General features: G+C 69.5%; 19 protein-coding genes. 8 read left to right on the top strand and 11 right to left on the bottom strand.

Annotated elements, in window-relative coordinates; genetic code table 11:
• Positions 1–58: 58 nt before the first annotated feature.
• From pucL to ACFXOM_RS10025, 5 genes are all read right to left on the bottom strand, one after another.
• Positions 59–1,006: a factor-independent urate hydroxylase gene (pucL, locus tag ACFXOM_RS10045; RefSeq protein WP_384934276.1), complete on the bottom strand. Its 948-nt coding sequence runs from the start codon at positions 1,004–1,006 to the stop codon at positions 59–61.
• A 5-nt stretch (positions 1,007–1,011) separates the two neighbouring features.
• A complete protein-coding gene (gene uraH / locus ACFXOM_RS10040; protein WP_384934273.1) occupies positions 1,012–1,410 on the bottom strand; it encodes a hydroxyisourate hydrolase in 399 nt (132 codons plus the stop codon).
• Positions 1,407–1,919: a 2-oxo-4-hydroxy-4-carboxy-5-ureidoimidazoline decarboxylase gene (gene uraD / locus ACFXOM_RS10035; protein WP_384934270.1), complete on the bottom strand. Its 513-nt coding sequence runs from the start codon at positions 1,917–1,919 to the stop codon at positions 1,407–1,409. The genes uraH and uraD overlap by 4 nt, the downstream gene beginning before the upstream one ends.
• 156 nt (positions 1,920–2,075) lie before the next feature.
• The gene (locus ACFXOM_RS10030) at positions 2,076–2,396 is read right to left on the bottom strand and encodes a helix-turn-helix domain-containing protein (RefSeq protein WP_384934525.1); all 321 of its coding nucleotides are present in this window, start codon (positions 2,394–2,396) and stop codon (positions 2,076–2,078) included.
• Positions 2,397–2,455: 59 nt separating this feature from the next.
• Entirely contained in the window at positions 2,456–2,704 is a 249-nt protein-coding gene (locus tag ACFXOM_RS10025; protein WP_384934522.1) for a hypothetical protein, read from the bottom strand.
• Between the two features lie 642 nt (positions 2,705–3,346).
• On the opposite strand from ACFXOM_RS10025, the gene ACFXOM_RS10020 reads away from it, so the two are divergent.
• From ACFXOM_RS10020 to ACFXOM_RS10010, 3 genes are all read left to right on the top strand, one after another.
• Positions 3,347–4,207 carry a TIM barrel protein gene (locus tag ACFXOM_RS10020; protein ID WP_384934267.1) on the top strand — a complete coding sequence of 287 codons (861 nt, stop codon included), beginning with the start codon at positions 3,347–3,349 and terminating at the stop codon, positions 4,205–4,207.
• A 70-nt stretch (positions 4,208–4,277) separates the two neighbouring features.
• Positions 4,278–5,201, top strand: a complete 924-nt coding sequence (locus ACFXOM_RS10015) for a 2-hydroxy-3-oxopropionate reductase (RefSeq protein WP_384934264.1) — start codon at positions 4,278–4,280, stop codon at positions 5,199–5,201.
• A 254-nt stretch (positions 5,202–5,455) separates the two neighbouring features.
• Positions 5,456–6,922, top strand: a complete 1,467-nt coding sequence (locus tag ACFXOM_RS10010) for a catalase (RefSeq protein ID WP_384934261.1) — start codon at positions 5,456–5,458, stop codon at positions 6,920–6,922.
• A gap of 1,056 nt (positions 6,923–7,978) precedes the next feature.
• Here the strand turns inward: ACFXOM_RS10010 and ACFXOM_RS10005 are convergent.
• Both ACFXOM_RS10005 and ACFXOM_RS10000 read right to left on the bottom strand, forming a co-directional pair.
• Positions 7,979–8,491 (bottom strand): SMI1/KNR4 family protein, encoded by a 513-nt coding sequence (locus tag ACFXOM_RS10005; protein ID WP_385037601.1) that lies wholly within the window; start codon positions 8,489–8,491, stop codon positions 7,979–7,981.
• 20 nt (positions 8,492–8,511) lie between these two features.
• The gene (locus tag ACFXOM_RS10000) at positions 8,512–8,895 is read right to left on the bottom strand and encodes a hypothetical protein (protein ID WP_385037598.1); all 384 of its coding nucleotides are present in this window, start codon (positions 8,893–8,895) and stop codon (positions 8,512–8,514) included.
• A 296-nt stretch (positions 8,896–9,191) separates the two neighbouring features.
• Between ACFXOM_RS10000 and ACFXOM_RS09995 the strand changes: the two genes are divergently transcribed.
• A complete protein-coding gene (locus tag ACFXOM_RS09995; protein ID WP_384934253.1) occupies positions 9,192–9,590 on the top strand; it encodes a hypothetical protein in 399 nt (132 codons plus the stop codon).
• 155 nt (positions 9,591–9,745) lie between these two features.
• On the opposite strand, the gene gcl is transcribed toward ACFXOM_RS09995, so the two are convergent.
• Positions 9,746–11,533: a glyoxylate carboligase gene (gene gcl / locus ACFXOM_RS09990; protein ID WP_384934250.1), complete on the bottom strand. Its 1,788-nt coding sequence runs from the start codon at positions 11,531–11,533 to the stop codon at positions 9,746–9,748.
• 261 nt (positions 11,534–11,794) lie between these two features.
• On the opposite strand from gcl, the gene ACFXOM_RS09985 reads away from it, so the two are divergent.
• On the top strand, positions 11,795–12,739 hold the full coding sequence (locus ACFXOM_RS09985; protein WP_385037595.1) for a hypothetical protein: 945 nt from the start codon (positions 11,795–11,797) through the stop codon (positions 12,737–12,739).
• A gap of 163 nt (positions 12,740–12,902) precedes the next feature.
• Here the strand turns inward: ACFXOM_RS09985 and ACFXOM_RS09980 are convergent, their stop codons facing one another.
• A complete protein-coding gene (locus tag ACFXOM_RS09980) occupies positions 12,903–14,507 on the bottom strand; it encodes an AMP-binding protein (protein ID WP_384934244.1) in 1,605 nt (534 codons plus the stop codon).
• Positions 14,504–16,180, bottom strand: a complete 1,677-nt coding sequence (locus tag ACFXOM_RS09975) for an AMP-binding protein (RefSeq protein ID WP_384934242.1) — start codon at positions 16,178–16,180, stop codon at positions 14,504–14,506. Before ACFXOM_RS09975 ends, ACFXOM_RS09980 begins: the two co-directional genes overlap by 4 nt.
• Before the next feature lie 104 nt (positions 16,181–16,284).
• On the opposite strand from ACFXOM_RS09975, the gene ACFXOM_RS09970 reads away from it, so the two are divergent.
• Positions 16,285–17,133, top strand: coding sequence for a response regulator transcription factor (locus ACFXOM_RS09970; protein ID WP_384934240.1), 849 nt, complete (start codon positions 16,285–16,287; stop codon positions 17,131–17,133).
• Between the two features lie 99 nt (positions 17,134–17,232).
• Here the strand turns inward: ACFXOM_RS09970 and ACFXOM_RS09965 are convergent, their stop codons facing one another.
• The gene (locus ACFXOM_RS09965) at positions 17,233–18,384 is read right to left on the bottom strand and encodes a winged helix DNA-binding domain-containing protein (protein ID WP_384944346.1); all 1,152 of its coding nucleotides are present in this window, start codon (positions 18,382–18,384) and stop codon (positions 17,233–17,235) included.
• A 150-nt stretch (positions 18,385–18,534) separates the two neighbouring features.
• Here ACFXOM_RS09965 and ACFXOM_RS09960 point away from each other — a divergent pair, with 150 nt between their 5' ends.
• Entirely contained in the window at positions 18,535–19,695 is a 1,161-nt protein-coding gene (locus ACFXOM_RS09960; RefSeq protein ID WP_384944344.1) for a magnesium and cobalt transport protein CorA, read from the top strand.
• A 190-nt stretch (positions 19,696–19,885) separates the two neighbouring features.
• The gene (locus ACFXOM_RS09955) at positions 19,886–21,538 is read left to right on the top strand and encodes an alkaline phosphatase D family protein (protein ID WP_384934231.1); all 1,653 of its coding nucleotides are present in this window, start codon (positions 19,886–19,888) and stop codon (positions 21,536–21,538) included.
• Positions 21,539–21,903: the final 365 nt, after the last annotated feature.

Raw genomic sequence — 21,903 nt, 5'->3', positions numbered from 1 at the left:
CCCTCCGGTCCGGGCGGCTCCGCCCGCGTGGGGCGGACGGGGCCGTCACCGGTCCGCGTCAGAGGTTGGTCAGGTCGACCGGGATCTTCGGCTCGACGCCGTCCCGCAGGATGGTGGCCTCGATCAGGCCGTACGGGCGGTCGGCGGCGAAGTAGACCTCGTTGTCGTTCTTCAGGCCGAAGGGCTCCAGGTCGACGAGGAAGTGGTGCTTGTTCGGCAGGGAGAAGCGGACCTCGTCGATCTCCGCGCGGTTGTTGATGATGCGCGCGCCCATCTGGTAGAGCGTCTGCTGCAGGGACAGCGAGTACGTTTCCGCGAAGGCCTGGAGCATGTGCTTCCTGACCTGCTCGTAGGACTTGTCCCAGTGCGGCATGCGCTGCTCGTCGTCCGTCCAGTTGAACCGCCAGCGGCCGGAGACCTCAGTGGCCAGGATCCGGTCGTAGGCCTCGGGCAGCGTCGTGTACTTGTCCTTGACGTAGCCCCAGAACTCGGAGTTCGTCGAGTTCATCACGACCAGGTCCTTCAGGCCGGAGACGACCTCCCACGACGTGCCGTCGTAGGTGATCTGGGTGACGCGGGTCTCCTGGCCCTTGCGGACGAAGGAGTGCTGCACCTCGTCGGCGCCGATGAACTTGGAATGGGCGTCGGCGGCGGCGATGCGCTCCCAGGAGTACTCCTCGATGCGGATGCGGGCCCGGTGGATCGGCTCCTGCGAGGTCACGAAGTGACGAGCGAGATGGATGCCGAACTGCTCGGCGGACTCGATGCCGTGCTCCTTGGCGAACGCGAACACCGTGTTCTTGGTGGTGTCGGTCGGCAGGACGTGGGCGTTGGAGCCTGAGTAGTGGACGTCGTCCATGTCGCCGGAGAGCGCGACCGAGACGTTCAGGTCCTTGATGTGGTGGGTGTCGCCGTCCCGCGTGATCTTTACGACGCGGTTCTCCGCCTTGCCGTACTGGTTCTGTCCGAGCAGCACGGGGCGGCCGGGTCGGGAACGATCTGTCATGTCTGCTAGCTCCCTCGGTAAACGGAGTAGCCGAACGGGTTGAGCAGCAGCGGTACGTGGTAGTGCTCGCCCGGCACGACGGCGAACGTGATCGCCACCTCGGGGAAGAACACACTGGCCGCATCGCTGTCCCGATTCGCGGGGGCGTCCTGCTGCGCATCGGCTTGCTTCTTGGAGAAGTACGCCTCGGTCTCGAATTCGAGGCGCACGTGGGTGGTGCCCTGCGGCAGTGCCGGCAGGTCCTTGCAGCGCCCGTCCTGGTCGGTCGCCGATCCCCCGAGGGCCGCCCACGGTGCGTCGGGCCCGCTGCGCGCCGCCAGGGAGACGGGGACGCCTTCCGCGGGGCGCCCGATGCTGGTGTCCAGGATGTGGGTGGACACGGACGCGGTGGTTGCGGTGCTCATGCGTTCACTTCTTCCACGAGACGGCTCAGCCGGATGCGGTTGATCTTGCCCAGTTCGGTGCGGACGATCTCCCGCTCCTGTTCGGGGGTGTTGTCGAACCGCTCGCGGACGGCGTCCCTCATCTGCTCTCCGGTTCGGCCGGTCGCACAGATCAGGAAGACGTGACCGAACTTCTCCTGGTAGGCCAGGTTGAGTTCGAGCATCTCGGCCTTGAGCTCGGCGGTGGCTCCGGCCATTCCCCGCTGCTCGCGGGAGGAGGTCGGGTCGCCGGGCTTGGGCCGGCCGATCGGCGGGTGACCCGCCATCGCTTCGGCCAGGTCGTCTGCGGACAACGCGGCGGTCGCCGCATCGCCCGCGGCGAGCAGGGCTTCCACGGTGGTGTACGGGCGCTGGGCGAGGAGTCGATTGCCCCACGCCGCGCTGGCGCACACCTCGTGCAGCGCGGCCTGGGCCTCGCTGTCCTCAAGGGTGTTGAACCGGGTGAGGCCCGGAACGGAAGACGAAGTCACGGGAGCCTCCGTGGCTGTGCTGCAAGGTGCGTCGGACGGGCTGCGGATAGCTAACGCCCTCTACCACCACTCCGTCAACACTTTGTTGAATTCCGCTCGGATACAGGAGTCGTCGTCCCGGCATCCGGACGGTGGCCACCCGCGTGGAGCCACCGATCACTCACCCTTCGTGGCGTTCTCGCGGTTCAGGTAGTTGTAGACGGTGAAGCGGCTGACGCCGAGGGCCCCGGCGACGGTCTCCACGCCGTGTCGCACGGAGAAGGCCCCGCGCGCCTCCAGCGTACGCACGACCGACTGCTTGAGCTTGCGGTCCAGGGCGGACAGCGGCATGCCGTGCTGGCGCTCCATGGCGGCCAGGATGTGGTCGAGGGAGTCCCCGAGCTGAGGCAGCCGTACGGCGATGACCTGCTCGCCCTCCCAGGCGAGCACGACGTCATCGGGCTTCGCCTGCTCCGGCGGCAGCACCTGCGCACCCATCGCGTCGACCAGCGGCTTCACCGCAGCGATCAAGGGGTGCTCCCCGGACCCCAACCCCGTCACAGCTCCTCCCCGATCACGTTGACCTGCAACGAGACCCGGGTGGCACCCGCGCCCAGCGCTTGGCGCAGCAGCAGGTCGACCGCCGTGAGCACGGCGTCGGCGGAGCCCTCCGCCGTGTTGCCGAACGGCCCCACGTCCACGGCGTCCAGGTCGGCGGCCTGGATGACCTCGCGGGCGACCAACGCGTGCGCCGGCGCCTCGTCGAGGTCGAACGGCTCGGTCGTGAACTCCACTCTCAGTCGCACCATGCCCCCACGTTAGCCGTGCCCTTCCCCTCGCCCGAGACCCTCCCCGCGGGACGGGACCCGCCCGCCCGGGACGCACCGGACGCCCGGGGAGTCCCGAGCCCGTACGGCGCGACGCAGGAACGGACTCGCCGCGCAGCACCGCAGCCGGAAAGGGGACTGCATCATGACAGGACGGGATCACGACGGGGCAGGGCGGGGCACATCGAGGCGAGGGGCGCGAGGCGGGGCGGGCCCGTGGCGGCGCCGGCCCCGCACCCGGCGTGACGGTCGCACGCACCCCGACCGACAGGGGACCCGCGCCCCGCTGGACGCGTCCGGCCACCGCCGCCCGTCCCACGCGGCCTTGGGCACCCCCGGCCTCCGCGGCCAATCGGCCGACCCGGCAACGGCGAGGCCGTCGCCAGAGCCCGTAGCGGAGGGAGCGTCGGACGTCAGTCGACCGGTAGGCGCGCCACGACCCCCTCGCGGCGAGCCGGCGAGCATCGCCCGGGCGGCGACGGCAGCGTCCTGAACAGGGCTTCTGACCCCAACACGGGAGGTGCTCCGTTTCGAGGTCGCCCTTGACAGCCCGAACCACCACAGGCATTCTTCCATCAAGCAGAAATTAACTTCCGCAATACGGAAGGAGCGTCCCTCCTGATGGCCCCTCCCTTCACCCACAAGCGCGGCACGGACCAGCGCTTCGACGTGAACCTCTCGATCCTCTTCACGGAACTCCCACTGCTGGAGCGACCCGCCGCCGCTGCTGCCGCGGGATTCGCCGCGGTCGAGCTGTGGTGGCCCTGGATCGAGACGCCCACCCCGCCGCAGGCCGAGCTCGAAGCCCTCCGGAAGGCGCTCGACGACGCGGGCACCCAGCTCGTGGGCCTGAACTTCTACGCCGGACGGCTACCGGGACCGGACCGCGGCGCGCTGTCCGTACCCGGCGGGGAGTCGGAGCGGTTCCGCGCCAACATCGAGGTGGCGACCGAGTTCGCGGCCTCCGTCGGCTGCACGGCGCTCAACGCGCTGTACGGCAACCGCATCGAGGGCGTCGACCCGGCGTCCCAGGATGCACTCGCCCTCGAGAACCTGGCCCTGGCGGCCGAGGCGGCACACCGGATCGGGGCCACCTTGCTCGTCGAAGCGCTCAACGCGCCGGAGTCCCCGCACTACCCGCTGGTGAGCGCCCCGTCCGCGATCGAGGTCGTGGACAAGGTGAACGAGGCGACCGGCCTCGACAACGCCAGGTTCCTGCTCGACGTCTACCACCTGTCGATGAACGGCGAGGACGTCAGCCAGGTCATCGAGGCGTACACCGCGAAGACCGGCCACGTCCAGATCGCCGACAACCCGGGCCGCGGCGCACCGGGCACCGGAGCACTGCCGCTGGAGCAGCTGCTCGACGAGCTGCGGAAGGCCGGCTACGACGGCTGGATCGGCCTGGAGTACAAGGCCGGCGACCGCCCGAGTGCGGAGTCCTTCGACTGGCTCCCGGCCGAAGCCCGCGCGGCCCGTTGAACCCGCTCGACCCGTTGAACCCGCTCGGCCCAACCCGCTGACGCACCACAGCCGTGAGGAAGGCACCCCCATGAGCACCACTGACTCAACCCGCCCCACCCTGCCGGACCTTCCCAGGGTCGCCTGGATCGGGCTCGGCATCATGGGCTCCCCCATGTCCGAGAACCTCCTGAAGGCCGGCTACCACGTCACGGGCTACACCCTGGAGCAGGACAAGCTCGACCGCCTGGCGGCGGCGGGCGGCACCACTGCCGGCTCGATCGCCGAGGCCGTCAGGGACGCCGACGTCGTGATCACGATGGTCCCCGCCTCACCGCAGGTCGAGGCGATCGCGTACGGCCCCGACGGCATCCTGGAGAACGCCAGGCCGGGGGCGCTGCTCATCGACATGTCCTCGATCACCCCGCAGACCTCGATCGACCTGGCGAAGGCCGCCGCCGAGAAGGGGATCCGGGTCCTCGACGCCCCGGTCTCCGGGGGCGAGGCCGGCGCCGTCGAGGCGGTACTCTCGATCATGGTCGGCGGCGGCCAGGAGGACTTCGACGAAGCCCTGCCGCTCCTCGGAGCGCTCGGCAAGACCATCGTGCTCTGCGGCCCGCACGGTTCGGGCCAGACGGTGAAGGCCGCGAACCAGCTGATCGTCGCCGTCAACATCCAGGCGTGCGCCGAGGCCGTCGTCTTCCTCGAGAAGTCCGGCGTGGACCTGCGGGCCGCACTGGACGTCCTGAACGGCGGTTTGGCCGGCTCCACCGTCCTGACCCGCAAGAAGGACAACTTCCTGGCACGGGACTTCGCCCCGGGCTTCCGCATCGACCTGCACCACAAGGACATGGGCATCGTCACCGACGCCGCCCGCAACGTCGGAGCCGCACTGCCCGTCGGAGCCGTGGTGGCCCAGCTGGTGGCCTCCCTCCGGGCCCAGGGAGACGGCGGCCTGGACCACTCCGCCCTGCTGCGCGCGGTGGAGCGGCTGTCCGGCCACCAGTCGGCCTGACACAAGTCCCCACAGACCCCGCTCTCCGGTCCCACCGGCCGGACGACTGAGGTCCGCACCCCCATGAACGTCCGGGCCGTGGCTGCGCCGACACCTGTCCTGTCGCGCCCAGGCGCAGCCGCGGTCCGGATCCCCCTCCACTTCAACAAACTGTTGACGTTTTCTCCGGGGCGAACCTACGCTCCAGACACTCCCCCAGCTACCGCTGGGAGGTGCCCCGGCAGCTCCCGCACGGAAGGCCAGACCCGCCACCCATGACACAGCGCGTGCTTACGACCGAGTCCGGCGCCCCGGTCGCCGACAACCAGAACTCCGCCGCCGCCGGTGTCGGCGGCCCGCTCCTCCTCCAGGACCAGCACCTCCTGGAGAAGCTCGCCCGGTTCAACCGTGAGCGCATCCCCGAGCGCGTGGTCCACGCCCGGGGGTCCGGCGCCTACGGCTACTTCGAGGTGACCGACGACGTCACGGGCTTCACCGGTGCCGACTTCCTCAACGCCATCGGCAAGCGCACCGAGGTCTTCCTGCGTTTCTCGACGGTGGCCGACTCGCTCGGCGGTGCGGACGCCGTCCGCGATCCGCGCGGCTTCGCCGTGAAGTTCTACACCGAGGAGGGCAATTACGACCTCGTCGGCAACAACACCCCGGTGTTCTTCATCAAGGACCCCATCAAGTTCCCCGACTTCATCCACTCGCAGAAGCGCGACCCGTTCACGGGTCGGCAGGAACCGGACAACGTCTGGGACTTCTGGGCGCACGCTCCCGAGGCCACGCACCAGATCACCTGGCTGATGGGCGACCGCGGCATCCCCGCCTCCTACCGCCACATGAACGGCTACGGATCCCACACCTACCAGTGGACCAACGCCGCGGGCGAGGCCTTCTTCGTCAAGTACCACTTCAAGACCAACCAGGGCGTCCGCTGCCTGTCGTCCGAGCAGGCCGCCGAGACCGCGGGCAAGGACGCGAACTCGCACCAAACCGACCTGCTCCAGGCCATCGAGCGCGGGGTGAACCCGTCCTGGACCTTGTACGTGCAGGTCATGCCCGCGGCCGAGGCTGCGGACTACCGCTTCAATCCCTTCGACCTGACCAAGGTGTGGCCGCACCGGGACTACCCGCTGCAGCGCGTGGGTCGGTTGGTCCTCGACCGCAACCCCGACAACGTCTTCGCCGAGGTCGAACAAGCCGCGTTCTCCCCGAACAACTTCGTGCCGGGCATCGGTCCATCGCCGGACAAGATGCTCCAGGGCCGGCTCTTCGCCTACGCGGACGCCCACCGCTACCGGCTCGGCGTGAACCACACCCACCTGCCGGTCAACTCCCCCCGGGCCGTTGCCGGAGGGAGTGCGGACAACTACGGCCGCGACGGCTTCATGGCCACGCGCAACGGGTCGCGGACGGACAAGAACTACGAGCCCAACTCGTACTCCGGACCGACCCAGACGGACACCCCCCTGTCCGCACCTCTCGCCGTCCACGGCTGGACGGGCACCCACGCCGCCCCGCAAGCCTCCAAGGACGACGACTTCTTCCAGGCCGGCGAGCTGTACCGGCTGATGTCGGACGACGAGAAGTCCCGCCTGATCGCGAACATCGCGGGCGGCCTGTCCCAGGTATCCCGCGACGACGTCATCGAGAAGAACCTCGCCCACTTCCACGCTGCCGACCCGGAGTACGGCAAGCGCGTCGAGGAAGCGGTCCGCGCTCTGCGCGAGGACTGAACGAGCGGGGACCAATCCCAGGCCGCGTACGGGAGCCGACTCGGAGGTCCGTCTCCCGTACGCCGTCCGAACCGCATGCCCGAATGAGGGGTGGCCTGCGGCGAGGACACGGCGCCGGAGAAATCGTCGGCGCCGGGCGTACGGACCGCGGCGGCGTGCGAGCCAGTGCGGTGGTAAGGGCCACCGGGCCCCTTCCCGACCCGAGGGAAGGGCTCGGCCGAAGCCCATCGCCCCCGCCGCGGTCCCGGCCCACCACCGGGGCACCGGGCCATGACGCCCACCCCCACGACTCCGCCCGGCGGCGCGAACGTCCTGTCGCGCCAGCCTCGCCCGCCGGGCGGCCAGTCCACGGCGTCACGCACCGGACGTGAACGCGGTGCGATGGATGCTCCCGCACCGCATGCCCGGCCGGCTTGACCCACGGGTGCGAACCACGGGGCGGTCTCGCGCGACGTCGTGACGACACCGCCGAACACGGGCGGGACGAAGCCGCCCACGCGTCGGCCCGCACCACCTGCGGACCGTCCCGCACCCAGGACGGCACCAGCGGCGGAACCACGCAGCACTGCGGGGACACAGCGCCCCGATCGCCGTCCCTCCGGCCGCCCCTGGAGCCGATCCCGAACGCCCCGTAGGCAGCAATACGAAACCCGGTAGGCACCGTCCGGCGGCCGCTGCGTCTCGGTGTCACCTTGCAGTGGACTCTCTGCCCCGCCTCAATCGCTGCCGCGACGTGGTTCTCGTAGTTCTTCATGGTGTTGTCGTCCTGCCGAGAACCGGTCTGCCAAGCGTTGGCCCCCGCGCGCACGTTGCAAGGGTCCGCAAGTCGGTTCCGGATCCGCCCAGCCGATTGCCGACAGGACGGCAGACTTGATGTTGGTCTTCGGGTACCTCGACAGAGTGGAGTTCACGTCGCAGGTCACGCCGCAGCAACCTCACGGAGGGCGCCGCCCACGCGAAGCCGGACGCGTCGTCGGGTGCGGGTGAGCCGCCGTCGACCCGGCATGGACCAGAGGGGCGATACTCCGCCCGAGTTCGTCACAGCCTGAATCCAGCTCAGTCCACCGTTTCCCGGGGCGTATACGAACGGGGATCATTCGCGTACCCCAGCAAATCGGCAAAGTTCCCGAAGAACATGCTGTCACCTTCCCCTAGCCACCAAATTCGCTCGGGCAACACATCAGGACAATCGATCATGAAGATCGCTTGAGAGACGTCCCTATTCACCGAAACCGGAAACAGCACGACATCGCCCGGCAGACCTACGTCAGCAGGAGTCCCGTCTTCTCGCGCCCCATCACGGAACTGGAGGGCACCGGTCCCTCTAGCGCCGGAACGGTTCCGGCAACCGAGCACACAATGGGACAGGTAGAAGCCATCCATGCCGTCTGTCACCGAAAGGAAATCCCGGTAATAGCGATCCAGCGACTGCCCCGCAGTCACCTCCAGTCGGGAGACCTCCCGCTGGCTGGCCGGAGGGTAGATACGGGGAATCGCAGATGCCTCGAACGGATCAGCCAGATGCTCGTCGACCCTCCTCGCCATCAACTCACTGACCAGTCGACGCATTTCCATGTGATACCCCACCCCTATGGACGACCGATCCGGCGTATGCCGTGTCTGCCGGACGAAACTGAACCAGTGACACGTTCAGTAGTGTACGTACCAGCTTCACCATCCACTCCCGCATAGGAGAAGCCAGTCGGCTCGTACGCCATGTTGCACTTCAGCGCATAGCGGCCGACCTTGGAGTTGACGAAACCATCCCGCTGATGCCAGCAGTACGGACTATGCCTCCCGGACCAGTTTGTGTCGGGGAGATGTCCGGCCGCATTTCCGGTGTACTGGTACGGGGTGCCGGCAACTTCGCGGATATGACTGGCCTTGATCTTCTCTGCGATCTTGCCAAGCGAATCGACCATACCGTCGGATCCAACAGCGTTCTCGTTCGGCGGTGACACGTCCTCCGCCAAGGCCGACAAGCAACTGGCCGTGAAGAAGTGCGGGACGCGGCGAGTTCCGATCCGGACCGTGGGAGGCGGAGTTGCCCCGCCGCCGGCGCCGGTATCGCCTGCGCGCTCCGACCGCCCGAGCTCCCGTCCACGTCCGGGCTCCCGTGGCGCACCGCCGTGGGCACGGCAGTGCGCCACGGGCAGGGAGCGCCACGCCCACGCATAGCCGAATCCTGTTGCCGGGCCCTCCAACTCGTGTTTGAGTCAAGGAAGTTGTTTGTCCTGTCGACGAACTCTTCGTGAAGAGGGTGGTGCGTGTGGCACGCAGACTGATGAGCGCAGCGGTCACGGCAACAGCGGGTTTCGCACTGGTCGTGGCCGTGCCGGGCTCGGCCTCCGCGGCCTCGGTGTCCGTGTCCAACTCCTACGGTACGGCGCATTTCGAGGCCAACGGAGAAGTTCTCAAGATCACCGATTACGCCGCCGACGGCTACTCCGTGCACGCGAATCTCGAGCGCTACTACAAGCCCAACATCTCTTTCCCCGTGGGCTGGTACAACCTGCGGTCCGGCTGCTATGACACCACGGGCAAGGGCGATCCCGAGACAACCTGCAACTACTCGTTCGACGAGGGCTACAAAGTGCGGATCTACCTGTGGGCGGAGAAGAACGGCCGCCGCGTCGGCACGAAGTACAGCGCGAGCATCAGGTCCTGAGGAACCGCCGCCCGGGCGGGCCGGACGGAACCCCGAGGGCCGGGCGCTCCCTTCGCCGTCGCCCGACGTCGGGCACGCACGTCGGCCCTCGCACCGATCCGTCCATCGGTGCGAGGGCCGTCGGCCCCGGTGGGTTCCTGGGTCCTGACCGGCGGTCAGCCCTTGAGAGGCAGGATCGCGGTGGGGGCGTGACCGGGCTCGGTCGCGACCTCCTCGAACTCGGTGACGTCGCTGATGTCCATGGTGCGACTCATCGAGATGTTGGTGATCCTCTCCAGAATGGCTTCGACGACCACCGGAACCCGGTACTCGGCGGCGAGCTTCTTCGCCTGTTCGAAGGCGGCGCCCAGCTCACCCGGGTCCGTGACACGGATCGCCTTGCAGCCGAGCCCCTCGGCGACCTTCACGTGGTCCACGCCGTAGACGCCGAGCTCGGGTGAGTTGATGTTCTCGAATTCGAGGTTGACTTCGAAGTTGAGGTCCAGCCCGAGCTGCGCCTGGCGGATCAGGCCCAGGTAGGAGTTGTTCACCAGCACGTGGACGTACGGGATCCTGTGCTGTGCCCCGACGGCCAACTCCTCGATCATGAACTGGAAGTCGTAGTCACCGGAGAGGGCGACGACCGGTGTGTCGGGATCGGCTGTGGCGACGCCCAGCGCGGCCGGGATGGTCCATCCGAGCGGCCCCGCCTGACCGCAGTTGATCCAGTGACGCGGCTTGTAGACGTGCAGCATCTGGGCACCGGCGATCTGTGACAGCCCGATGGTGGTGACGTAGCGCGTATCGGGCCCGAACGCCCTGTTCATCTCCTCGTAGACGCGTTGCGGCTTCATCGGGACGTCGTCGAAGTGCGTACGGCGCTGAAGGGTCGCCTTGCGCTCCTGGGTGGCGTCGATCCACCCACGGCGATCGGGCAACCGGCCGGCGGCCTTCAGTTCCCTGGCGACCTCGACGAACAGCTCCAGCGCCGCCCGTGCGTCGGATGCGATGCCGTAGTCGGGCGCAAAGATCTTGCCGATCTGAGTGGGCTCGACGTCGACGTGGACGAAGGTGCGGCCGCGCGTGTAGACGTCGAGCTTGTAGCCGGTGTGGCGGTTGGCCCAACGGTTGCCGATACCGAGGACGAAGTCGGAGTCCAAGAAGTTGGCGTTGCCGTAGCGGTGGGCCGTCTGGAGGCCGACCATGCCCGCGTTCAGCTCGTGGTCGTCGGGCAGGGTCCCCCAGCCCATCAGGGTCGGGATGACGGGGGTGCCGGTGATCTCGGCGAACTCCACGAGGAGGTCCGACGCGTCGGCGTTGATGATGCCGCCGCCCGCGACGATCAGGGGGCGCTCCGAGTCCAGCAGGAGCGAGAGCGCCTTCTCGATCTGCGCCCGCGTCGCGGCGGGCTTGTAGACCGGCAGCGGCTCGTACGTCTCGGGGTCGAACTCGATCTCGGTGAGCTGGACGTCGATCGGCAGGTCGATGAGGACGGGGCCCGGCCTTCCGGAGCGCATGAGGTGGAACGCCTGCTGGAAGACCCCCGGCACCTGCGCGGCTTCCAGGACGGTCGTCGCCGCCTTCGTGACGGGCCCGGCGATGGCGGTGATGTCGACGGCCTGGAAGTCCTCCTTGTGGATCACGGACGTGGGGGCTTGGCCCGTGATGCAGAGGATCGGAATCGAGTCACCGATGGCGGAGTACAGCCCGGTGATCATGTCCGTACCTGCGGGGCCGGAGGTACCGATGCAGACGCCGATGTTGCCCGGCGCGGTCCGGGTGTAGCCCTCCGCCATGTGCGAGGCGCCCTCGACGTGCCGCGCCAGGGTGTGGTCGATGCCTCCGCCCTCTTTGAGGGCCTTGTAGAAGGGGTTGATCGCCGCGCCCGGCACACCGAACGCCTGGGTGACGCCTTCACGCTTGAGGATCTCAACTGCCGCTCGGGCTGCGGTCATACGAGGCATGGTGTGCTCCTGCTTCGGGCCTGGTGGATCGGGCTCTGTCGCGCCACCTGAGAGCGTCGATTCCTGACGGGTTCCCTGACTTCCGCTTGTTTTCCATAATGCGGAATTCATATTCTGCGATTCGGAAGCAATCTACGATGCGTCGCCGAAGGCGTCAAGGGAACGGGCCGCGAGCGATGGCCGAACTCCCTCCCCAAGGAGTCGCGGTTGGTGGACGATGGACCACGTGGCGTGGCCGAGCGCGCCCGAAGGGGGATGGGCATGGGAGATCACGTACCGGTGCGCTGCCCGGTCTGTCGGCGTGCACACACGTTCGCGTCGCCCGTCTATCCGTGTGCGTGCGGGGCGCCGCTCGCGCCGCCGCTGCTCCGGGGGGCTCCCCCCGTGCCGATACGACACCGCAACTGGACCGACGAATGGGTCGGCGTCCGCTGCCAGGCGTGCGGGCGCGAGGGCGAGTGGCCCCAGCCGGAGCTGGGCTGCCCCTGCGGTACGGTCCTGCGCATTCCCGTGCGACCGGTGACAGCGGCACCGACGTCCTCGGCCGGCGCCGCGGCGGCACCGCGGAGCGCCACCGCCGCCTCCGGGAGTGCCGTCCCGGGAGCCGTGGGACCGGGCGGTGCCGGTACGGGACCCGGCGGTGCCGGCTTAGGCGCGCCCGGCTTCGGCACGCCCGCCCCGGACACGGCGGATCCGCTCGCGCAGCCGGCTCGCCCTGCTGCAGCGGACGCGGACCCCGCCGAGCCCTGCTGCCACCCTTCGGGGTGCCCCTCGCACCTCCCGGTGCCCGCAGCGGCGTCCGGTCCGCGGCCGGCCTTCCGCCCGGTGGCGATCCGCACCGCCCGGGACGTGGTGACGGCCGCAGCGCACTACCTGCGCTGGCTCGGCTTCCAGGATGTCGTCCAGCCCGAGGAACAGCCGGAGTCGGGGATCGATCTGTGGGCACCAGGACTGGTCGCCCAGGTCGACCCGAGCACGAGCCCCGCCACCGTGCGCGCCGTCGAATGCCTGTGGCTGAACGGACTGAGCGCGTCCGCGACGAGCGTCTTCTTCGCCCTGGCGGGGTACGAGGACGAGGCTCGGCGCCGGGCGGACGAACTCGTCGTGCCGTTGTTCGTCATGGACCTCACCGGCACACCGCAACCGGTGAACGGTCCCGCCGAAGAGCTGCTCGAGACGGGCGCCCCGCCGGCGACCGCTCCGTAGAGCGGCCACCGGGCACCGACCGCCGATCCGCAACGCCCTCCACGGCCGCGCTCGGCGACGTCCTCCGTACCCGACGTACCCGAGCACGGCGTGACGGGTCCGCTCGCCACGGGTGCGCGGGGCCGGGAGCCGGGGGCGGCCGCGTCCGCAGCGCCCCCTCGTCTCAGCCGAAGCGCTCCCGCAACTCGACCTTGCGCACCTTGCCGCTCACCGTCATCGGGAAGACGTCGAGGACCTCCAGCCGCCTGGGGACCTTGTAGTGCGCGAGTTGCTCCCGGCAGTACGAGACGAGCTCGTCGAGCGTCGGCGGATCGGCCGGGTCGCGGGGGACGACGCAGGCCAGGATCTCCTCGCCGTACTTCTCGTCCGGCACGCCGACCACCTGGATGTCGGCGACCTTCGGATGGCCGTACAGGAACTCCTCGATCTCCCGCGGGTACACGTTCTCCCCGCCCCGGATGATCATGTCCTTGATCCGACCGACGATCTGCACGTAGCCGTCCTCCCGGATCACCGCGAGGTCGCCCGTGTGCATCCAGCGACCGGCGTCGATCGCCTCCGCGGTCTTCTCGGGCTCGTTCCAGTACCCGAGCATCACGCCGTAGCCACGGGTGCAGAGCTCGCCCGCCTCGCCCCGCGGCAGCACCACCCCGGTGACCGGGTCGGTGACCTTGACCTCGACGTGCGGAAGGGCCCTGCCGACCGTGCCGGTGCGACGTTCCAGGTCGTCGTCGCGCCGCGTCTGGGTGGACACGGGTGCAGTTTCCGTCATGCCGTAGCAGATGGAGACCTCCCTCATGTTCATCTCGGACACCACCCGCTTCATCACCTCCACCGGGCAGGGCGAACCCGCCATGATTCCGGTGCGCAGCGAACCGAGGTCGAAGTCGGCGAAGTCGGGGAGGTTGAGCTCGGCGATGAACATCGTCGGTACGCCGTAGAGGCTGGTGCAGCTTTCCTGTTGCACGGCCCGCAGCGTGGCGGCCGGTTCGAAGGACGGCGCGGGGATGACGATGCACGCCCCGTGAGACGTCGCCGCGAGGTTTCCCATCACCATGCCGAAGCAGTGGTAGAAGGGCACGGGCAGGCACACCCGGTCCTGCTCCGTGTAGCCGATCATCTCCCCCACGAAGTAGCCGTTGTTGAGGATGTTGTGGTGGGAGAGGGTGGCCCCCTTGGGGAACCCCGTGGTGCCGGAGGTGTACTGGATGTTGACCGGATCGTCGCTGGTCAACTCCGCTTCACGTGCTTCCAGTTCGTCAGTCCCGGCGTGCTGGGCCGCTGCCAGTAGTTCCGTCCAGCTGGCATCGCCGATGTAGTGGACCGACCGCAGTGATGGGCAGCTGCCGCGGACCTGGTCGACCAGTGCCCGGTAGTCGCTCGACTTGTGGGTGAGGGAGGCGACGAGGACGCTCACCCCCGCCTGGTTGAGCACGTAGGCCAGCTCATGGGCCCGGTAGGCGGGGTTGATGTTCACCATGACGGCACCGATGCGGGCGGTCGCGTACTGGACGAGCACCCACTCCGGACAGTTCACCGCCCAGATGCCGACGCGGTCGCCCCTGGCCACTCCGCGCGCCAGCAGCGCCCGGGCCAACTCGTCGACGGCCGTGCCGAACTGCGCGTACGTCCATCGCCGCCCCGAGGACACGTCGACGAGCGCCTCGCGGTCCGGGTGCTCCGTGACGGCCCGGTCCAGGTTGCGGCCGATGGTGTCCCCGAGCAGCGGCGTCGTACCGGTGCCGTGGAGGTACGAAAGCCCGGTCATCCAAGATCCCCCTCGTCGTACTCGGCGCCCGAGCCCGCGGCTGTCGCTTCGCGCAGCTCGATACGGCGGATCTTGCCCGAGACCGTCTTCGGTAGTTCACCGAACTCCAGCCGGCGGATGCGCTTGTACGGCGCGAGCGCCGAGCGGGAGTGCGCGAAGATCTGCTTCGCCGTGTCGGGTCCCGGCTCCCAGCCGTCGGCGAGCGCCACGTAGGCCTTGGGTACGGCGAGCCGCAGCGGATCGGGCGCGGGCACCACCGCGGCCTCGGCGACCGCCGGGTGCTCCAGCAGCGCGCTCTCCAGCTCGAAGGGGGAGATCTTGTAGTCGGATGCCTTGAAGACGTCGTCGGCACGGCCCACGTAGGTGATGTACCCGTCCGCGTCGCGCGATCCGATGTCGCCGGTGCGGTAGTAGCCGTCCGCCATCGCCTCGGCCGTGCGCTCCCGATCGCCGTGGTACCCGGTCATCAGGCCCACCGGAGCAGTCGACAGGTCGAGGCAGATCTCCCCTTCGTCGGCGCCCGGCTTCCCGCTGGTCGGGTCGAGGAGCTCGACCCGGAAGCCCGGGCTGGGCCGGCCCATCGAACCGACCTTCAGCAGTTGCCCGGGACTGTTCGAGACCTGCACCGCCGTCTCGGTCTGCCCGAAGCCGTCCCGGATCGTCACGCCCCAGGCGCGCCGCACGCTCTCGATCACCTCGGGGTTGAGCGGCTCGCCGGCCGCGACGACTTCCCGCGGCGGCGTGCGCAGGGCGCTCAGGTCCGCTTGGATCAGCATCCGCCACACCGTCGGAGGGGCACAGAAGCTGGTGACGCCCACCGCGTCCATCTCCGCCATCAGCCGGCCCGCGTCGAAGCGCGAGTAATTGTGGACGAAGACGGTCGCTTCCGCGTTCCACGGCGCGAAGAGGTTCGACCAGGCGTGCTTGGCCCATCCCGGCGAGGAGATGTTGAGGTGGACGTCGCCCGGGCGGAGGCCGATCCAGAACATCGTGGCCAGATGACCGACGGGGTACGAGACGTGGGTGTGCTCGACGAGCTTGGGCCGGGCGGTGGTGCCGGAGGTGAAGTACAGCATCAGCGGGTCATCGGCACGCGTGGGGCCGTCGGGCTCGAAGGAGTCCGCAGCACCGTACGCCTCCTCGTACCCGAGCCACCCCCGGGGCGCACCCCCCACGGCCACGCGGGTGTACTCCCCCGGGACCTCGTCGAACTTCCCGACGTCCGCGGCCCGTACGACCACGTGCCGCACCTGGCCGCGCTGCACCCGGTCCCGCAGGTCGGCCGGGCCCAGCAGCGGGGTCGCGGGGATGACGACGGCGCGCAGTTTCATCGCGGCGAGGGCCGTCTCCCAGAGCTCGGTCTGGTTGCCGAGCATCACCAGGACGCGGTCGCCCGCGCGGACGCCCAGCCCGCGCAACCAGTTCGCCACGCGGTTCGACCTCGACGCCGTTTCGGCGAACGTCAGCCGGGTCGCCGTGCCGTCCTCCTCGACGATGTGCAGCGCGGTGCGTTCGTTGCCGGCGGCGATCGCGTCGAACCAGTCCAGGGCCCAGTTGAACCGCTCGAACCGGGGCCAGGCGAACCCCTCGTACGCCGCGGTGTAGTCGTCACGGTGCCGCAGCAGGAAGTCCCGGGCGGCCCGGAACCTCTCCGTCGCGCTGCCAACCGTCATGTGCCCTCCTCATTGCGGGACCGGTCACCGACATCGTGTAATCAGTGACGCAGGTCTCACTACCCCCGTACGGGGGTGCTGTGCTGTCGGGAGGACGGGAACACATGAACCCAACGGCCCAGACGATGGAGATACGCACGGCGCTGCTGCGCCTCCGCCGTGCCACCGGGCTGCCGGTCGCCTTCGGCGGGCTGCTGCACGAACCGCGCCGGATGCGGATCGCCGAGCTGAGCGGCGCGGCCACGGGCGCGCTGCGCGGACTGGCGGTCTGCTCGGGCAGCGGCCTCGGCGGGAAGGCGATCGCCGTGTCGCGGCCGTGTGCGGTGACCGACTACCCGGCGGCCCGGCACATCAGCCACGAGTACGACACGGCGGTGGCGGCCGAGGGACTGAGATCGGTCCTCGCGGTGCCGGTGGTGGTGCGCCGCAGGGTACGCGGCGTGCTCTACGGCGCGCTGCGGCAGCCACTGCCGCTGGGAGAACGCACCCTCGACGCCGCGGTGGCCGCGGCACGGGACGTGGAACAGTCCCTCGTCGTGCAGGACGAGGTGCAACGGCTGCTCACGGTGGTGCGCGAGCCCGTGACGGGTCCGGGCGGGCTGCGGTGCTGGGAGGAGGTGCGGGAGGTCCACGGCGAGCTGCGCGCACTGGCTGCCCGGGCCTCCGACCCGTCGGTCCGCGACGAGCTGCTGGCCGTCTGTGTGCGGCTGGCCGCCGCGGGCGACCCGGGCCGTGGTCCGATGCCGACGGCACCGGACGTCGCCCTGGCCCCGCGGGAACTGGACGTGCTGGCCTGCGTCGCCGTGGGCGCGACCAATGCGGCCGCGGCCGAACGGCTGGGCTTGCGCCCGGAGACGGTCAAGGGCTACCTGCGCGCGGCCATGCGCAAGCTGGGCGCGCACACCCGGACGGAGGCCGTGGTGGCGGCCAGGCGGGCGGGGTTGCTGCCGTAGTCACCGTGCGCGCGTCACGGGGCGCCGACGGTGACGCGATCGAGGTCCCCCTTGGCGTGCCCGCCGGTCCGTCGTACCGTGACGCGTCGTCGCAGCGGGTCACTGACCGGCGGCGCGTCGGGCGCGTACCGGCTGGGCGAACTGCCCGAACCGAACCTGGCGGTTCGTAGCCGGGGCCATGCGCGTGAGGAGCCGCTCGCCCTCTTCGGCCAGGGCCGCCCGCTCCGCCCGCGTGAGCGTGCCGAAGCTCTGCACGGTCAGCACGGCCGCGTCCGCGGTCTCGTCCAGCTGCCAGATCCCGGCGAGGAAACCGTCGACGAGGAAGACGCGGTAGGGCTGATTCCCCTTCCACGTGCGCCCCTTGGCGTCCCCGGGGACGATGCGGGAGCGGTCGGCATGGGAGAGCAGCACGTTGTCGAATTCCGGGAGGAAGCGCGGCGGTGCGGGAGTGTCGGGGTCGGGGCGGGGTGCATCGGGGAGGTCGAACAGGTCGACGCCCTTCTCGTCCTGGAAGGTGAGCAGTTCGGGGCGCAACCGGTCGAACGCCGGGCGCAGTCTGGTGAGTCCTGACCAGGTCTGCATGTCCTTGACCGAAGCGGGCCCGAAGGCAGCGAGGTAGCGCAGGACCATCGTGTCGGAGGAGGGGGCCTGTTCCACTGCCCGGCCGAACCACCGCTCCGCGGTGGTCAGCGTGACCTGGCCGCTCCTGCCCCAGAGCCCTCGCGGAGTGACCTGCACGAGTGGCAGGAGGCACCGTGCGGCGACGGTGAGGGCGAGCGGGTCGGCGTCCGGCCACTGGGCGACCAGGGCCGCCCTGAGGTCACCGATCGGGCGGGGACGCTCGTCGAGGAGCTCCCGGGTGACGGCTGCGAGCCTGTCGAGGTCGACGCCGTCCAGCCGCTTGGCGAATACCGCCAGCTCCCGCTCCGGGCCTCCTGGCTGGGCGAACGGACGCAGGGACAGGCAGTCGTCCGCGGTGTGGGTGTGGATCGTGGACCTGAGGGTGACCGTGCGTGCGACCTCGCGCGCTTCCATGAGCGCCGCGAGCTCCTGCGGATCGAAGTCGTGCAATCGGGCGGCGAGGGCGTAATAGGGAGGCTTCACGTTCTGCGCCTGCAGCCCGACCAGGCGCGCGACGGCCGCCCGTGCGGTGGTCCGGTGCTCCGCGTCCCGGTACAGCAGGAGCTGACGGGCCAGGGTGGCGCGGTTGAGGGCACGGAGTCCGAGTACGGGGGACGTCTGCGAGGCCATGACGGTACGCTATCCCTGGTTGCGGACAGTTTCTGTCCGCAACCAGGCCGCGGGCTGCGATGCCGGTGGGATCCGGCCCGTATATCCTGCTCCGTGGCCGATCAGGGCCGCATGCACGCATGCGAGGACGTCGCGCGGGAGGTGACCTGGATGTCCGACCGACGAGCGCAGCCGGCCCCCACACCGAAGAAGCACGCGTGGCGCCACCGCTTCACCGCTTCCGGATCTCCGCCCGCCCAGCCGGGCCCCGAAGCCACGCCCGCCGCGTCCGGGCGGGTACAGAAGGACCAGGGCAGCATCGTGCAGGCCGCGCTCTACCGCGACGGCCGCCGGGTCTCGTCCCCCGCCTCGCTCGCCGAGACGTTCCGACAGCTGCGCGAGCAACCGGCCGGCATGGCCTGGATCGGCCTGCACCGACCGTCCGAAGCCGAGCTGGTGTCGCTGGCGGAGGAGTTCGACCTGCACGAACTGGCGGTCGAAGATGCCATGGAGGCACATCAGCGGCCGAAGCTGGAACGTTACGGCGAGACCCTCTTCGTCGTCCTGCGTGCCGCCCGGTACCTCGACGCCCAGGAAGAGGTCGACTTCGGCGAGCTCCACGTCTTCGTCGGCAGCGACTTCGTCATCACGGTCCGCCACGGCGCCGCCCCCGATCTGTCGGCGGTCCGTCGCCGGATGGAGGACACCCCGGAACTGCTCGCCCTCGGTCCCGAGGCCGTGCTGTACGCCATCCTCGACGCGGTCGTCGACGGGTACGCCCCTGTTGTCGCGGGCGTACAGAACGACATCGACGAGATCGAAACCGAGGTCTTCGGCGGGGACCCCGCGGTGTCCCGGCGCATCTACGAACTCGCCCGTGAGATGGTCGAGTTCCAGCGGGCCACCCGCCCCCTGGTCGGCATGCTCCACGGGCTGATGGCCGGCTTCGCCAAGTACGGGACCGACGAGGAGCTCCAGAGCTACCTCCGCGACGTCGCCGACCACGTGACCCACACCAGCGAGCGCGTGGACGGCTTCCGCCAGGCCCTGGCCGACATCCTGACGGTCAACACGACCCTGGTGACGCAGCAGCAGAACGCGGAGATGCGGGCGCTGGCGGAGGCGGGCTTCGAACAGAACGAGGAGGTCAAGAAGATCTCCGCGTGGGCCGCCATCCTGTTTGCACCCACTTTGGTGGGAACGATCTACGGCATGAACTTCCAGGAAATGCCCGAGCTGCACTGGGCGTTCGGCTACCCGTTCGCGATCGGCTTGATGGCAGTGGTTTGCGTCAGTCTGTACGTGGTTTTCAAGCGTCGGGATTGGCTTTAGGGGTCGGCCGACTCCGCCCGCGCGGCACGCTTGGTTTGCTCGCGCATCCTCCGAGTGGACCGTCATGAGGCGTGCTGCGGAGTCCCCGGGAGAAGTGACGCAAGGGGTCTCGTCCACCACACGCCCCGCAAAGTGAACTTCCGTGCACACGTCTGCCCGTTTGCCGAACCAGTCAGTAGTCTGACGGGCCGTGACTAACAGAGTCCGTACGACTGCCAGCCGGCGCTCGGTCGTCAAGGCTGCTGCCGCCACCGCTCTCGCCGGATCCGTGATGGCCGGCACCATATCCTCCTCTTCCGCCTCCGCCGCCGAGCAGGCTCCCGCCTTCCTCCACGGTGTCGCTTCGGGTGACCCGCTCCCCGACGGGGTGCTGCTCTGGACGCGGGTCACCCCCTCCCCGGACGCCGTGCCGGGCTCCGGCAGGGGCCCCGCCACGGAGGTGAACTGGGAGGTCGCCGAGGACAAGGGCTTCTCCCGGATCGTGGCCGGCGGCCAGACCACCGCCACCGCCGCGAACGACCACACCGTCAAGGTCGACGTGCGCGGTCTGCACCCCTCCACCGCCTACTACTTCCGCTTCAGCTCCGGCACCGCCCTCTCCCCCGTCGGCCGCACCCGCACCGCCCCCGCCGTGGAGGCGAGCGCGTCCGGCGTGCGCTTCGGCGTCGTCTCCTGCGCCAACTGGGAGAACGGCTACTTCTCCGCGTACCGTCACCTGGCCGCCCGCGCCGACCTGGACGCGGTCCTCCACCTCGGTGACTACATCTACGAGTACGGGACGGGCCGCATCCCGGAGGCGAAGTACGTCGTACGCCAGCACGAACCCAAGCACGAGATCCTCACCCTCGCCGACTACCGCACCCGCCACGGCACGTACAAGACCGACACCGACCTCCAGGCGATGCACGCCGCCCACCCGGTCATCGCGATCTGGGACGACCACGAGATAGCCAACAACGCCTGGTCCGGCGGCGCCGAGAACCACACCCCGGGCACCGAGGGCGACTACGCCACCCGTGCCGCAGCGGCCAAGCAGGCGTACTTCGAGTGGATGCCGGTCCGCACCGCCACCGAAGGCACCGTCTACCGCCGCCTACGCTTCGGCAAGCTGGCCGATCTGCACCTGCTGGACCTGCGGTCCTTCCGCTCGGAGCAGGTGAAGGTGGGCAGCAGCAAGGTCGACGACCCCGACCGCACCATCACCGGTCGCGCCCAACTCGACTGGCTCAAGTCCGGCCTCGCGGCGTCCGACGCGGCCTGGAAGCTGGTCGGCACCTCGGTGATGATCTCGCCGGTCGCCTTCGGTTCCCTTCCTGCCTATCTGTTGGGGCCACTCGCCGAGCTGCTCGGTCTCCCCAAGGAAGGCCTCGCGGTCAACGTCGACCAGTGGGACGGCTACACGGACGACCGCAAGGAACTGCTGCACCACCTGACGGACCGGGGCATCAAGAACACCGTCTTCCTCACCGGCGACATCCACACGGCCTGGGCCAACGACGTTCCGGTGACGGCCGCCACGTACCCGCTGTCGCAGTCGGCCGCCACCGAGTTCGTGGTGGCGTCCGTCACCACCGACAACCTGGACGACATCCTGCATGTCCCCCCGGGCACGGTGTCCTTGCTCGCGCAGGGCGCGGTCAAGCTCGCCAACCGCCATGTGAAGTGGGTCGACATGGACCACCACGGCTACGGCGTCCTCGACGTGACCGCCGAGCGCACTCAGATGGACTACTACACGCTGTCCGACCGGACGAAGCAGGACGCGACGTCCACTTGGGCCCGTTCCTACCGGACCCTGAACGGGACCCAGAAGGTCGAGAAGGTGAACCAACCGGTGCGCTGACGTCGCGTCCCGGCCGCCCAGCGGAGACCGGCACCCGGCCCGACCGGGCCGGGTGCCCACACCGAGGACGTCTCCGCCGAGACCCAGTCCGGCCGGGTCACCGGATTCCGGCCGGACTGGCCGTTCCTGGTCGAGGTGCGACCTGGCTGGTCCGTGTCCGGGTACCCGTACGCGCCTCACGGGCGCACGGACCGCAGGGGAGGACCGGTGCCCCACTCGGACCGCGCGGGCTTCCTGCGCGGCCCCCGGGGATGGACGGCGCAACGTCGCACAGGTTGGGCACCACCGTGCCGATCCTCCCCGGCGAGCGCTGCTTCGCGAGGCGCATCGCACGAACCGGGGGCTCGTGGACGATCAACTCCCGG

Origin of the sequence: Streptomyces sp. NPDC059169 (assembly GCF_042755225.1) — a bacterium.
Classification (GTDB): domain Bacteria; phylum Actinomycetota; class Actinomycetes; order Streptomycetales; family Streptomycetaceae; genus Streptomyces.
This window is presented reverse-complemented; position numbering and strand designations above follow the sequence as displayed.

What these genes read in the sequence shown, in the direction of transcription:
- pucL (WP_384934276.1), bottom strand. Translation starts at nt 1,006, where the DNA reads ATGACAGATCGTTCCCGACCCGGCCGCCCCGTGCTGCTCGGACAGAAC.
- uraH (WP_384934273.1), bottom strand. Translation starts at nt 1,410, where the DNA reads ATGAGCACCGCAACCACCGCGTCCGTGTCCACCCACATCCTGGACACC.
- ACFXOM_RS10030 (WP_384934525.1), bottom strand. Translation starts at nt 2,396, where the DNA reads ATGGGTGCGCAGGTGCTGCCGCCGGAGCAGGCGAAGCCCGATGACGTC.
- ACFXOM_RS10020 (WP_384934267.1), top strand. Translation starts at nt 3,347, where the DNA reads ATGGCCCCTCCCTTCACCCACAAGCGCGGCACGGACCAGCGCTTCGAC.
- ACFXOM_RS10015 (WP_384934264.1), top strand. Translation starts at nt 4,278, where the DNA reads ATGAGCACCACTGACTCAACCCGCCCCACCCTGCCGGACCTTCCCAGG.
- ACFXOM_RS10010 (WP_384934261.1), top strand. Translation starts at nt 5,456, where the DNA reads ATGACACAGCGCGTGCTTACGACCGAGTCCGGCGCCCCGGTCGCCGAC.
- ACFXOM_RS10005 (WP_385037601.1), bottom strand. Translation starts at nt 8,491, where the DNA reads ATGCGTCGACTGGTCAGTGAGTTGATGGCGAGGAGGGTCGACGAGCAT.
- gcl (WP_384934250.1), bottom strand. Translation starts at nt 11,533, where the DNA reads ATGCCTCGTATGACCGCAGCCCGAGCGGCAGTTGAGATCCTCAAGCGT.
- ACFXOM_RS09985 (WP_385037595.1), top strand. Translation starts at nt 11,795, where the DNA reads ATGGGAGATCACGTACCGGTGCGCTGCCCGGTCTGTCGGCGTGCACAC.
- ACFXOM_RS09980 (WP_384934244.1), bottom strand. Translation starts at nt 14,507, where the DNA reads ATGACCGGGCTTTCGTACCTCCACGGCACCGGTACGACGCCGCTGCTC.
- ACFXOM_RS09975 (WP_384934242.1), bottom strand. Translation starts at nt 16,180, where the DNA reads ATGACGGTTGGCAGCGCGACGGAGAGGTTCCGGGCCGCCCGGGACTTC.
- ACFXOM_RS09970 (WP_384934240.1), top strand. Translation starts at nt 16,285, where the DNA reads ATGAACCCAACGGCCCAGACGATGGAGATACGCACGGCGCTGCTGCGC.
- ACFXOM_RS09965 (WP_384944346.1), bottom strand. Translation starts at nt 18,384, where the DNA reads ATGGCCTCGCAGACGTCCCCCGTACTCGGACTCCGTGCCCTCAACCGC.
- ACFXOM_RS09960 (WP_384944344.1), top strand. Translation starts at nt 18,535, where the DNA reads ATGTCCGACCGACGAGCGCAGCCGGCCCCCACACCGAAGAAGCACGCG.